12 protein-coding genes are annotated in these 12,935 nt (G+C 70.5%); 10 read left to right on the top strand and 2 right to left on the bottom strand.

The window, feature by feature from the left end; translation table 11 throughout:
• Positions 1–198: 198 nt before the first annotated feature.
• The 4 genes from ACGF8A_RS28710 to ACGF8A_RS28695 all read left to right on the top strand — a co-directional run bounded on the left by ACGF8A_RS28710 (position 199) and on the right by ACGF8A_RS28695 (position 5,110).
• A complete protein-coding gene (locus ACGF8A_RS28710) occupies positions 199–1,701 on the top strand; it encodes a Y4yA family PLP-dependent enzyme (protein ID WP_393113111.1) in 1,503 nt (500 codons plus the stop codon).
• Positions 1,698–3,035 (top strand): pyridoxal-phosphate dependent enzyme, encoded by a 1,338-nt coding sequence (locus tag ACGF8A_RS28705; protein ID WP_393113110.1) that lies wholly within the window; start codon positions 1,698–1,700, stop codon positions 3,033–3,035. Before ACGF8A_RS28710 ends, ACGF8A_RS28705 begins: the two co-directional genes overlap by 4 nt.
• Before the next feature lie 4 nt (positions 3,036–3,039).
• Complete coding sequence (locus ACGF8A_RS28700) at positions 3,040–4,248, top strand: aminotransferase class V-fold PLP-dependent enzyme (RefSeq protein ID WP_393113109.1); 1,209 nt, start codon at positions 3,040–3,042, stop codon at positions 4,246–4,248.
• Positions 4,249–4,342: 94 nt separating this feature from the next.
• The gene (locus tag ACGF8A_RS28695) at positions 4,343–5,110 is read left to right on the top strand and encodes a class I SAM-dependent methyltransferase (protein WP_393113108.1); all 768 of its coding nucleotides are present in this window, start codon (positions 4,343–4,345) and stop codon (positions 5,108–5,110) included.
• 263 nt (positions 5,111–5,373) lie between these two features.
• Here the strand turns inward: ACGF8A_RS28695 and ACGF8A_RS28690 are convergent, their stop codons facing one another.
• Together ACGF8A_RS28690 and ACGF8A_RS28685 are read right to left on the bottom strand one after the other, a co-directional pair.
• On the bottom strand, positions 5,374–5,931 hold the full coding sequence (locus ACGF8A_RS28690; protein ID WP_393113107.1) for a GNAT family N-acetyltransferase: 558 nt from the start codon (positions 5,929–5,931) through the stop codon (positions 5,374–5,376).
• 161 nt (positions 5,932–6,092) lie between these two features.
• Entirely contained in the window at positions 6,093–6,566 is a 474-nt protein-coding gene (locus ACGF8A_RS28685) for a class I SAM-dependent methyltransferase (protein ID WP_393113106.1), read from the bottom strand.
• A gap of 60 nt (positions 6,567–6,626) precedes the next feature.
• On the opposite strand from ACGF8A_RS28685, the gene ACGF8A_RS28680 reads away from it, so the two are divergent.
• From ACGF8A_RS28680 to ACGF8A_RS28655, 6 genes are all read left to right on the top strand, one after another.
• Positions 6,627–6,827: a hypothetical protein gene (locus ACGF8A_RS28680; protein ID WP_393113105.1), complete on the top strand. Its 201-nt coding sequence runs from the start codon at positions 6,627–6,629 to the stop codon at positions 6,825–6,827.
• A 94-nt stretch (positions 6,828–6,921) separates the two neighbouring features.
• On the top strand, positions 6,922–8,316 hold the full coding sequence (locus ACGF8A_RS28675) for an alanine racemase (RefSeq protein WP_393113104.1): 1,395 nt from the start codon (positions 6,922–6,924) through the stop codon (positions 8,314–8,316).
• A 50-nt stretch (positions 8,317–8,366) separates the two neighbouring features.
• The gene (locus ACGF8A_RS28670; protein WP_393113103.1) at positions 8,367–9,347 is read left to right on the top strand and encodes an ornithine cyclodeaminase; all 981 of its coding nucleotides are present in this window, start codon (positions 8,367–8,369) and stop codon (positions 9,345–9,347) included.
• Between the two features lie 29 nt (positions 9,348–9,376).
• A complete protein-coding gene (locus tag ACGF8A_RS28665) occupies positions 9,377–10,780 on the top strand; it encodes an MATE family efflux transporter (RefSeq protein WP_393113102.1) in 1,404 nt (467 codons plus the stop codon).
• On the top strand, positions 10,777–11,916 hold the full coding sequence (gene hisC, locus ACGF8A_RS28660) for a histidinol-phosphate transaminase (protein WP_393113101.1): 1,140 nt from the start codon (positions 10,777–10,779) through the stop codon (positions 11,914–11,916). Before ACGF8A_RS28665 ends, hisC begins: the two co-directional genes overlap by 4 nt.
• Entirely contained in the window at positions 11,913–12,896 is a 984-nt protein-coding gene (locus tag ACGF8A_RS28655; protein ID WP_393113100.1) for a PLP-dependent cysteine synthase family protein, read from the top strand. Before hisC ends, ACGF8A_RS28655 begins: the two co-directional genes overlap by 4 nt.
• Positions 12,897–12,935: the final 39 nt, after the last annotated feature.

Raw genomic sequence — 12,935 nt, 5'->3', positions numbered from 1 at the left:
GAACTGCCGCAGCGGCCTGAGGGGCGGCCCTCCGACTTTGCTGACGAGCCGCCTTCGTGACATCCACGAGCCTGCAAGATCTGACGGCTTCGAACTCCTGGCCCTTCTTGGCTTAGCGATACCTGTGGAGGGAAACGACTACTGGCGGGTGGTTGTCGGCACGGCCGGGACGGCGACCGGTTGACCAGGGGAGTGCTGGTGGGAGACGCGCCGTTGTATCTGCGGCCGCGGGTGGATCCGGCGCTCGCTTCGCTTCTCCAGGACGCGCCGTTGCTGCACTCGCTGTGCGACGCGCTCGGATCACCGCTGAACGTGCTGCTCCCGGAGGCCGTCGCGGAGAACGCCGAACGCTTCCGGTCCGTCTACCGGCGTCACCACCTCGCGGGGAGGGTGTACTTCGCGCACAAGGCGAATCGGTCCAGTGCCCTGGTGCGGAGGCTGGCCGCCTGCGACCGAGCCGCCGTCGGAGTCGATGTCGCCTCGCTGGGAGAGCTGCGGCATGCGCTGAGCTGCGGGTTCACGGGTGATCGGGTGATGGCCACGGGGCCCAAGGACCGTGAGTTCCTGTGGTTGGCGGCACGGGTGGGGGCGACGGTCAGCCTGGACTCCGCAAGAGAGCTGGAGCAACTGGCGCATCTCGTCCGGACGTACGGACTGGGCAGGGTGGACGTGCTGGCGCGGCTGTCGGAGTTCGAGTCGGACGGCGGGCACGGGGGAGCCGGTACGCGGGTGCTGTCGCGCCGTAGCCGCTTCGGCACTCCGGTCGCCGCGGCCGAAGAGCTGTGGGCGGCGCTGGAGCGGCATGGCGACGCCGTCGAATTGGCCGGACTGGCGTATCACTTGGACACCACCGGGATGGAGGAGAAGGCCCGGGCGCTGGAGCGGTGCGTGCTGTTGATGGACGAGTGCCGGGCGAGGGGTCTGCGGCCGCGCGGCATCGACATCGGCGGCGGGTTCGGAGTCGGCTACGTCGCCGACGCGGGGGAGTGGGAGCGGTGGACGACCGCGCTGAGCGAGGCGGTGCTCGGCATGCGCCCGTCCCTGACCTGGCGCGGCCACGGCTACGGGCTGCGCAACGAGGGCGGCACGGTGCGCGGTACGGCAGCGTTGTACCCCGCCCATCGCCCCGTCGCCGGGCCCGGCTACCTCGACGCTCTCCTCTCCCGTCCCGCGCCGGTCCTGGGCCGCTCGCCCGCCACGCTGCTCCTGGAGCACCTGAACGACCTCCATATCGAACCGGGGCGCGCCCTCGTCGACCAGTGCGGGCTGTCGCTGGCCCGGGTGCTGGACGTGCGGCCCGCTGGGGACGACCCGACCCGTCACCTGGTGCGCCTGGGTATGAACGCGGGGGATGTGAGTCTGGAGGAGCACGGTGTCCTCGTCGACCCCGTCCTGCTGCCCCGCGGCGGCGATGACGATCCGGCGGGTGACGAACCCGTCGGGGTCCACCTCGTCGGCAACCTCTGCCTGGAGGCCGACCTGATCACCCGCCGGCTGGTGTACCTGCCCCGGCTGCCCCGCGCCGGGGACCTGCTGGCCTTCGTGAACACGGCCGGCTACGCCATGGACTTCCATGCCCACCAGGCCCAACGCCAGCCCACCGCACGGACGGTGGCCGTCACGGCGGCAGGGGGTACGTGGCGCTGGTGCCCCGATGAGGACTACTGGCCGCTCACCGACCCGCAGGGAGTGCCGTCATGAGATACGACAGCATCACCGAGGCCATAGGCAACACGCCCCTCGTCCGCATCGACCCGTCCGTGCACGGACTGCGCCACATCGACCTGTACGCCAAGCTGGAGATGCTCAACCCGTTCGGGTCCGTCAAGGACAGGCCGGCCTGGCACATGGCCCGCCCGCACCTCCATGCGTCGGGCGGCGGTGACGGCACGGTCGTGGAACTCTCCAGCGGCAACACCGCCAAGGCCCTCGCCCTGCTGGCCGGCATGTACGGGCTGAGGTTCAAGAGCGTGACCAACCGGATGCGCGTTCCCGAGATCAAGGAGCTGCTGCTGCTCCTCGGGGCGGAGATCGAGGAACTGCCGGGACAGAGCGAGTGCCTGGACCCGACCGACACCGACGATCCGCTGACCCGATTCCATCAGGCGCTCTCGGAGCCCCACAGCACGTACCTGCACACCGACCAGTACTTCAACCCGCGCAACGTCGACGCACACGCGTCCGGGACCGGACCCGAGATCGTCAAGGACCTGGACGGCCGGGTACCCGACTTCTTCGTCGCCTGCGTGGGCACCGCCGGCTCCTCGACCGGTGTCGCCAAAGTGCTGCGCGAGCACGATCCGGGGGTGCGCGTCCTCGGGCTGGTCGCCGACAAGGGCGACTTCATACCCGGCATCCGCACCATCGACGAGGTCCACCAGGTCGGCCTGTTCGACCCCGCGACATACGACTCCATCGCCTCGGTCACCTCCCAGGAGGCCATCGACGGAATGGTGACCCTCATCCGGCGCTGCGGGCTGCTGTCGGGACCGACCGGCGGTGCCGCGTACCAGGGAGCCGTCCGGCACCTGGCGTCCGTCGACGCCGGACTGACGGGCACCGGCAGCCGCCGGACGGCGGTGTTCATCGTCTGCGACCGGGCCGAGAGCTATCTCAGCTATGTACGCGCGCGACGACCGGAGTTGCTGGGAGCCGCGCGCCGCGGGCACCTGGCCACCTCGCTCACCGACAGCGAGATCCGCGCCGGGGCCCGGGTCGTCGGCGTCGACGACGCCCGGCGCTGGATGGCCGACGGCGATCCCCGCCCGCTGGTGGTCGACCTGCGCGGGCCGCACGCCTACGCCGCACTGCACATCGAGGGCTCGGTCAACATCGTCGACGAGCTGTTCGAGGAACTTGTACGCGCCGGGCTGCCGTTCAGCAAGAGCACACCGGTGCTGCTCGCCTGTCCCGTGGGGGAGAGGTCGCTTCGCTACGCCGCGTTGCTGACCCGCATGGGACACCCGGACGTACGCAGCCTGGCGGGCGGCGTCGTCGCCTGGCGGGACGCGGGCGCACCACTGGTGAGGGAGTGAACCGATGACCGACGCGGCCCACGACGCGGACGGGGTTTGGCAGCAGGCGGTGAGGGCGCAGTTCCCGATCATCGTGGCGCATCCGGAACTGGCGTACCTGGACAGCGCGGCGACCTCGCAGAAGCCCCGCCCCGTGCTGGACGCCGTGCAGACCTACCTCACGTCCTCCAACGCCAACGCGGGCCGAGGCACCTACCCCTGGGCCAACCGGACCACCGAGGTGGTCGAGCGGGCCCGTGACCGGGTCAAGGAGTTCCTCGGCGACCCCGATCCGGACCACTCCGCCGTCCACTTCACCAGCGGGACCACCGAGGGTCTGCGCACCGTCGCCCGCGACTGGCTCACGGAGTACCTCGCCGACGGCGACGAGATCCTTGTCCCCTTCGCCGACCACCGGGCCAACCTCGAACCCTGGCTCGAAGCCCGGCGCCTGCTCGCCGGGCGCGGCGTCGAGGTGCACGTCCGCGCCCTGCCGTACCAGGAAGTGTCCGGCGACTACGACCACCGCGCACTCGCCTCGGCCGTCGGGCCCCGTACCCGCTTCGTGGCCGCCACCCACGTCCACCACGTCTACGGCGGCGACATGAACGTCCATCGGCTGCGCGCCGCCGTCGGCCCGCACGTGCCGATCTGCCTGGACGCCGCCCAGAGCGTCGGCCACCTCCCCCTCCGGGCCGGCGATCCGGCGCTGGACGTCGACTTCGTCGTCTTCTCCGGGCACAAGACGTTCGCGCTGCCGGGCACCGGAGCGGTCTGGGCCCGCAACACCCGCGGCCCCCGGTTGCGGCCCGCCGGATGGCAGGGCACCCCCAACACCGTGGGCGTCGTCTCGCTGCTGGCCGCACTCGACTGGCTGGACACGGTCGGGATCGAACGCGTCAGCGCCCACGTCACCGCTCTGGCCACCCGTCTGACCGACCGGCTGCGCCGGCTGAACGCCTACGAGATCCTCGGCTGCCCTGCCAGCCTGGCGTCGGACACGGCGCTGCCCCCGGCGCAGCGCCGGCATGGCATCGTCACCTTCCGGCACCGCGACATCCCGTCGGACGACCTCGGCTTCATCCTCTTCAGCCACGGCTTCATGGTCCGCGCCGACGGCCTGTGCCAGGCGGGGGCCGACGACGAGGACGGTTCCGTGCGGGTGAGCCTGCACGTGTACAACACCGGCCACGAGGTGGACCGCCTGCTGACCGTGCTCGCCTCTTTGGAGTAAGGCCCCTTGAACACAAGGCTATTGATAACCGTTTCCACCTGTAGATTGCGCGGTACCCGCGGCGGGTGAGAGACGGAAGAGGTGGCACGACCAGATGGGCGTGAGCATGGCAGCGGCCAGGACGTGGGTGGAGCGCTGGGAACAGCAGCAGCAGCGATACGCGGTGGACCGCGAGGAACGCTTCACCGTGATCTCCGACGTCGTCGAGCACATCTGCGCCGGCCGCACCCGGCCGCTCCTGCTCGACCTGGGCTGCGGGCCCGGTTCCCTGTCCGCCCGGCTCGCCCGCCGCCTGCCGGGCGCGGAGATCGTCGCGGTCGACATGGATCCCGTGCTGCTGGAACTGGGGCGCACCCACCACGGGGACGCCGCCCGCTACGTGGACGCGGTGATCGGCGAGAACGGCTGGACCGATGCCCTCGGGCTGGACCGCGGTCCGGACGCCGCTGTGTCGACGACCGCCCTGCACTACCTGCCCGCCCCCGTCCTGCTGGAGACCTACCGCAGCCTCGCGGCACTCCTGCGCCCCGGCGGAGCCCTGGTGAACGGGGACCACTTCCCCGCGGCTGAGGGGCCGTGTTCACACCTGACCGCCCACGTCGGGCGCCGCCGCGCCGAGCGTACCGGTGACCACCGCCACGACGACTGGGAGTCCTGGTGGCGGGACGCGGCGGCGGACCCTGAACTGACGGACCTGTTCGAGCGCCGGGAGCGGTGCCGCCCGGCGTCCGGCGGCGACGGCGCCAATCATCATCTGCCCCTCGACCGGCACACCGAACTGCTGCGCCAGGCCGGCTTCAGCCATGTCGCCCCGGTGTGGCAGGTGGGAGACAGTCGCGTGCTCGTGGCGCTCAAGGACTGACCGGCCCGCCTCCATGGCGGAGGGCATCATGCCGGTTGCCGGGTGGGGCCGCGAACTCGGGCGGCCGCGGCCGCGTTGATCACTGGGGAGGGAACGTGCCCGGCACGCCGAACAGTTTCGCCGTACAAACTTCCGTCGTGTCGCGCCGGTGTGGCGGGTGGGGGACAACTGTGTGCCACTGGCGTTGAGGGACTGACGGTTCTTCGTCCGCGCTCCGCCCTCGGGCTCTGCTCCGGGCCCTCCTGGGCGCACCGGCCCCGTCGTCACAGGGCGAGGCTCATCAGGATCTCGTCGCGGTCGTCGCCCGGCGCCAGGCGCAGCGCCCCCGGCCAGCGACCGACCTCGGCCCAGCCCGCCCGCCGGTAGAAGTCCTCGAGCCCCAGGCCCGCCCGTACCGACAGCTTGAGACGTTCGAGTCCCATCTCCTCCCGTGCGACGTGGCGGACCTCGCGCATCAGCGCGGCCCCGATCCCGCGGCGCCTGAGGTGTACGTGCGTCTGCACGTGGTTCACCACTCCGCAGTGGGCTTCGAGCGGGTGTCCTTCGCGCCGTACGAGCAGCCAGCCCGCGAGGGAGCCGTCGAGGGTGGCCACCAGCAGCCTGCCGTGCTCGGGCGCCAGGCGCTCCGCGAGGCGGTCCACGGCTGATGCCACGTCAGCCGGGACCAGTGGCGGCAGCGGGCAGTCCGCCGGAATGACCGCCCCGCCGGCATTGACCACCGCGGCCCAGCACTCCGCGAGTTCCCGTCTGAGGGTCCCTGAGAGTTGGCACGGGCGGGCGAACTGGGCGAGGGTGAGTGCGGTCGGTTCGCGTGCTGTCACGCACGAAAGCATGTCACCCGATCGCCGGTGTCCGGGTGCTCACCGGCGCGCTCCCCGGCAGCGGCAGGCGGCAGTTCGGCGGGGCGGGGACCGGGAGGGCTGGTGGGGGTGTGCGGTGCCACCGCCTCGGTTCCGGGCCGCCGGTCGGCCGGGAGGCCGGGTCAGGGGCAGGGCCGGTGCATGCGGGCCTCGACCTTGCTGAGGGCGTCGTGCTGTTCCTGGGTGTCGAAGAAGCCGGGGCCGGCGGTGTCGAGGGCCAGAGGGGAACCGGCCGCGATCCTCGTCCGCCGCGGGGTGTCCGCGAAGAAGGTCCGGCGCAGGCTGATCACGTCGGGCAGGTCGAGTTCGAACCACCGCGCGCGACCGCTGTCCAGCGGTTCGTGGCGTGTGTGCAGTCCGGTGCCGATCTCGACGACGGTTCCCTCGGGATGTGCGGACGGGAAGTCCGCCACCCATCGGTCGAAGAGCACGGTGCGCAGCATCGCGCCGGTGAGGCTGGGCAGACCGTCGAAGCGTGCGAAGTCGTAGTCGATCGCGGCGACGGTCTCTTCGGCCCGGGTGTCCCGCGGCAGCGCGTGTTCCTTGCGGTTCTCCACCGCACGGGCGTACAGCGGGATGAGAAGTGACTCCCGCACCGTTCCCAGGCGCGGCCTTTCCCTGGCGACGCCGTCAGCGAGCAGGCGGTCACCCGGGCGATGCACGAGGCCCGGCACGGCCGCACCACTCCGGTCGTCGCCCACCGGCTCTCGACCATCCTCACGGCGGACCGGATCGTCGTACTCGCCGGCGGACGGGTGGCCGAGACCGGAACCCACGAGGAGCTTCTCGCCGCCGGTGGCGCCTTCGTCGAACTGCTCGCCTCTCAGCTCGAAGGATTCACCGGATCCGACGTCTGAGTTGTGGCCATTGCGCCCGTCCGCACCCCGCGGACGTGCCGGGCTCGGCCCCCCGCTGTTGAAAATGAGTGTCATCTTCATATAGAAGTACGGTGTGCTCATCTCACAGCAGGCGCTGAGGCCTCCGACGGCCGGAGCGCGACCCTTCGCACTCACCGCACTTCGGCATCCCACGGTCTCCACGCTCCTGGCCGATCACCAAACCCTGCTGGCCGACCTTCTGGACGGCCTGGGGTCACCGCTGCACATCGTGCTGCCGGAGATCTTCGAGGAGAACGTCACCGGCCTGCGGCAGGCGTTCGCCGAGGCGGGCGCCACCGCCGACATCCTGTTCGCCAAGAAGGCGAACAAGGCCGACTGTTACGTCAGGTCGGCCGCCGCCCTCGGGGTCGGAGTCGACGCCGCCAGCACCCCCGAACTGGTCAAGGCCCTGGCCGGGGGAGTGCCCGGACACCGGATCGGGATATCCGGCCCGGAGAAGGACGACACGCTGCACGCTCTCGCCCTTCAGCACGACTGCCTGGTCGCCGTCGACTCGGTCAGCGAGCTTCGTCGGCTTGCCACGACCGCGCGGCTCGCACGGCGGCAGGTGCGGGTGCTGCTGCGGTCCCGCACGGCCGGTCAGCCCGGAAGCCGCTTCGGGATGTCCGGCGCCGAGCGCGAGGCAGCCGTCGGTCTGTGCGCGGAACTCGCCGGCCACATCGCCCTCAGGGGATTCTCCTTCCACCTCAACGGCTACTCCACCGAGGAACGCGCGAGGGCGGCGAACGAGATGATCGAACACTGCCTTGATGCCAGACGGCGCGGCTCGCCCGCTGCCGAACTGGTCGACATCGGCGGCGGATTGCCGGTCCGTTATGTCGAGCCGCGACTCTGGGACGAGTTCATCGAGCAGAACGAGCCCTCCCACTACCACGCGGCCAAGAGCTTCAAGGACTTCTATCCGTACGGGGGACAGCCCGCCGCCCAGGCGGTGCGCGCGATCATGGCGCACCCGGTCGACGGTGCCGAGAGCCTGTCGCGGAAAGCGGAAAGCCACGGCATCCGGTTCGTCGTCGAACCCGGCCGGGCCCTGCTGGACCAGGCAGGATTCACCCTCTTGCGCGTACAGCAGGTCGATGACCGGCGGGACACGGACGGGTACGCGATCGTCACCGTGGCGGGCAGCAGTTTCAGTCTCTCCGAGCAGTGGTTCAACAGCGACTACCTTCCCGACCCGCTGCTGCTGTCCGCCCGGCCCGTCGTCGAAGAGACCTTCCCGGCCTGCGTCGCGGGCTCGACCTGCCTGGAGAGCGACCTGGTGACCTGGCGGAAGATCGGCTTCCCGCGGCCCGTACGGCGTGGTGACCACCTGGCCTACCTCAACACCGCCGGCTACCAGATGGACTCCAACGAATCACCGTTCCATGACGCCGCGCTGCCCCTGAAAGCCGTCCTCCGGCTCGGTGACGGCGGTGCCCGGCCGCGCTGGCATCTGGACGGAATCTGACGCGACCTCGAACCGATCCGAGGCGACCTCGAACGAAGGAGAAACCCCGCATGTCACAGAGCTACGCCCCGCCCGGCCAGTTGTGGCTCTTGCCGCAGTCCCAGCAGGAAGGTCTCGACCTTGACCACCGCCAGGTGATCGAGGTCGTCGAGCAGGCCTACCGCGCATTGCGCGAAGGCGGCTCGAACAACCCGGTCAAGACGATCATCGACGATCCCGGCCACCGCTCGCTGAGCTATTCGATGGTGGCCAGGGACGCGGGCAGCGGCACCGTCTGCTTCAAGGCCGTCTACGAGTTCGACCCGCGCCGGACCCGGGACAGTTACCGGTTCCACTCGTTCATCTTCCTAGTCGACGACACCACCGGGGCGCCCATCGCGCTGATGGACGTGGTGAAGCTCGGCCCCTTGCGGTCCTCGGCCACCACCGCGCTGTTCGCCCGCGCTGCCTGCCCCGACGCACGGACCGCCCTGGTCGTCGGCACCGGCGTCCAGGGGCAGGCGGCCCTGCCGATGCTGGTCGCGGCCCTGCCGCAGCTGGAGCGCCTGCAGGTGTTCGGCACCTACCCCGAGGGTCTGCGCGCGGTCCAGGACAGTGTCGAGGGCCGCGAGGTCGAGATCGTCAAGGATCTCCGGGAGGCCGCCGGTGAGGCGGACATCGTGATCGGCGCCGCCGGCCTGTCGGCCACGGAGGAGGTCCGGCGCGACTGGATGAAGCCGGGCTCGGTCGCCGTACTCCTCGGGTACGGCGTGCACGCCGACGTGTGCCACGGCGCGGACTACCGGATCGCCACCGACACCGCGCAGATGCACGCCACCTGCGACGACCTGCGGGGCGGGGACGGCAGCCTGCCGTCGGTCGACGCCCAGCTGCCGGACGTCCTGCTCGGCCGGGCACCCGCCCGGCGCACTGCGGACGACGTGGTCTTCGCCTACAACAGCGGCATGGCGGTGACGGACGCCGCGCTGGGCCGGTACATAGCCGATCTCGCGCAGGCGAGCGGGCGCGGGGAAAAGGTCAACTTCTGGTGAGCAGTACCCGGACAACCGACACGACCGACATGACAGTGGCCGGCGCCGGCTGGTGGGTCAAGAACTCGCGGGCGCTGCTGAAGCTCGCGTTTCCGCTGATCCTGACCAACTTCGCCTATGTCGCGCTGACCACGGTGGACATCGTGATGCTGGGCAGGCTCGGGGCGGTCGAGATCGCCGCCGCCGGTCTGGCCATCGCGCTGTTCAACCAGTTGCGTACCACCGGGACCGGCTTGGTCACCGGGGTCAGCAACCTGGTGGCCGAGGCGCGGGTGCAAGGTGACCGGGAGCGGATCGGCGCACTGCTGTTCGCGGGCTTCTTCTGGGCGACCGTCTGCGGTGTGGTGTTCTGCGCGGTGCTGCTGCTGATCGGCCCGCTGCTCATCCTGCTGGGCCAGGACCCGAAGGTGGTCGACAAGGCGGGTGACTTCCTGGTGGTCCTGGCCCCGGGCATGCTGCCCTGCCTGTGGTTCCAGAACCTGCGGCACTTCACCACCGGCCTCAAGCGCCCCGGCCCGCTCTTGGCCATCACACTGGCCTCGGTCGGCCTGACCATCGGCCTGAACTACGCACTGATCTACGGCAAGTTCGGCCTGCCGGAGTTCGGATTCGTCGGCGTCGCGATCGCCACCGTCACGGTGTTCCTGCTGTCCTTCCTGGCGTTCATCGCGGTGATCCTGCGCGACGGCGTTCTGCGCCCGTACCTCACCTCGCCCGACGCGCGGCGCTGGAACGGGGACGCGGTCCGGTCCGTCTGGCGCCTCGGCCTGCCGATCTCGGGAACCTATGCCTCGGAGGCCGGGTTCTTCAGCGTGCTCACCCTGATCATCGGCTCCCTCGGCGTCAACGCCCTGGCCGCGCAGACGGTGCTGAACCAGATCGTCTACATCGTCTTCATGATCTCCGCCGGCCTGTCCCACGCGGCGTCGATCCACATCAGCGAGGCCGACGGCGTGAGCGACTACAGGACAGCACGCCGCACGGGGCTCCTGGGCGTGGCCTGGGGAGTGATCGCGACGCTGGTGATCGCCGTGGTCTACCTGGCGATCCCGAACCCGATCGTGTCCCTGTTCATCTCGGCCGAGCATGCCGGCAACGCGGACATCGTCGCGCTCACCGTGACCGGACTGCTGATCGCCGCCCTCATGCAGGTCTTCGACGCCACGCAGAACATCGGCAACGGCATCCTGCGCGGCATCGGCGACACCGCCGGGCCCTTCCGGATCTCCCTGGTCGGCTACTGGCTGATCGGGCTGCCCGCCGGCTACCTGCTCGGAGTGAGCGCCGACTTCGGCGTCGAGGGCGTCTGGATCGGCCAGACCATCGGCCTCGCGGCCACCGCCGCCATCCTGCTGGCCGCGTTCCTGCGCCGCGTCGACCGGCTCCACCGGGAGACGTCAGGCGCACCCGTCCCGCAACCGGAGCCGTCATGAACCCCGTCCTCGCACCAGCCACTTCGGCGTCCTTGATACGCAGCGAAGTGGCGGGCCTGCCGCTCTACGATCCTGGCGCCGACCCGGACGAGGTGGCCGCGCTCAGCGGCGGCCGCGTGATCAAACTCTCCAACAACGAGACCCCGTACGGCATCTCTCCCACGGTCGCCGAAGCCGTACGCCGCACCCTGGCCGGGGGCGTCTCCCGCTACCCCGATCCCACAGGCAAGCGGCTGGCCGAGGCCATCGGGACCAGCCTGGACGTGCCCGCCGAGCACGTCGTGCTGGGCAACGGTTCGGAGAACATCCTGGAGTTGCTGTGCCAGGCAGTGCTCGATCCCGGTGACCTGGTGGTCACCCAGGCGCCCGGGTTCGCCCTGCACGAGATCTTCCCCCGCGTCATGGGCGCCCGGGTCGTCAAGGTCCCGGTGACCGCCGAGTTCGGGTTCGACGCGGCCGCCTGGCGTGACGCGCTGGCCGCGGGCCCGAAGCTCGTCTTCCTCGCCAACCCGTGCAACCCCACCGGCGCGATGCTCAGCGCCGGCGAACTGGAGCAGGTCGTGGCCGCCATGCCGCAGTCGGCCCTGCTCGTGCTCGACGAGGCGTACGGCGAGTTCGCCCGGCCCGACCCCGAGTACCCCGACGGGCTGGAGGCCCTGCGCGGCCAGGACCGGCCGTGGATCGTGCTGCGCACCTTCTCCAAGGCCTACGGCCTGGCGGCCTTCCGGGTGGGGTACGGCGTGGCCTCCGACGCCGCGCTGATCCAGGCACTGGACCGGGTCCGTACTCCGTACAACGTCAACCAACCCGCCCAGGACGCCGCCGTCGCCGCGCTGGGCGACCACGAGCACCTTGCGGAAACGGTACGCCGGACCGGTCTGGAGATCGCCAGGGTCACCGACCGTCTGCGCGGCGCGGGACTGCGTGTGGTCCCGTCCTCGACCAACTTCCTGTTCATCGACACCGGATACCGCTCCGACCGAGTGGCCCAGGAGCTGCACCGCGCCGCAATCATCGTCAAGGCGTGGCGCGAGCCGGGATACGAGACCTACATCCGAGCCTCCCTGTCGACGCCCGAGGAGAACGACGTCTTCGTGGGGTGTCTGACGGAGATCTGCGCGAAGGGAAAGCTGTGATCAAGAGCAAGGTATCCGACCTGATAGGCCGAACACCCCTGCTCGAACTGTCGGTCGCGGACGGTTCGGCGACCGTCCTGCTGAAGATGGAGCAGTTCAACCCCACCGGCACCGCCAAGATCCGGATGGCCAGGAACATGGTCGACGAGGCGGAGGCGGCGGGGCTGCTCGCCCCTGGCGGGTGGCTGGTCGAGTCCACCTCCGGCAACACCGGGCTCGGCCTGGCACTCATCGCCGCCGAACGCGGATACAAGTTCACCGCCGTGGTGGACAACCACTCCAGCACGGACAAGCTGCGCGGCATGCTCGCCTACGGCGCCGACATACTCAATGTCGCCGGGGACGAGGAGGGCCTCGCCACCGCCGAACGCGACACCGTGGCCGAGCGACTCGCGGCCGAGCAGGGCGCGTACTGGACCGCGCAGCACCGCAATCAGGGGAACCCCAACGGCTACCGGCCGCTCGCCCGCGAACTGCATGACGACCTCGGCGACGGCATCGACTACCTGTACGGGGCCGTCGGCACCGGCGGCTCTCTCTGCGGCACCGGCCGCGTCCTGCGGGAGCACATCCCGGAGCTGAAGATCATCGGCGTCGAGCCGGTCGGGTCGGTCGTCTTCGGCGGGCCGGGCGCGCCGTACCACCAGTCCGGCACCGGTACGCCCGAAGGGTCGGAGATCGGCGGCGTCGTCGACTACGAAGTGATCGACAAGGGGGTCAGGGCCAGCGACTCGGAAGCCTTCGAGACCTGCCGCTACCTGGCGAGGAACTTCGGCATCCTGATCGGCGGTTCGGCCGGCGGCGTGGTCTACAAGGCACTGGAACAGGCGCAGAGCGCGGGGCCCGGGACCACCATCGTCGTGCTGGTCTGCGACGGTGGCGACAAGTACCTGGACACCGTGTTCAACGACGACTGGATGGCCGCCAACGGCCTGTTCGACGAGCGGGTCGTCCACCGGCTGGCCGCGATGCTCCGGTAACCCGCGGGCCGACGAGCCGATCACTGCGACACAACGTCG

This window comes from Streptomyces sp. NPDC047706 (genome assembly GCF_043204795.1).
Classification (GTDB): domain Bacteria; phylum Actinomycetota; class Actinomycetes; order Streptomycetales; family Streptomycetaceae; genus Streptomyces.
Note: the sequence above shows the minus strand (reverse complement) of the source record. Positions and strands in the feature narration are given on the sequence as shown.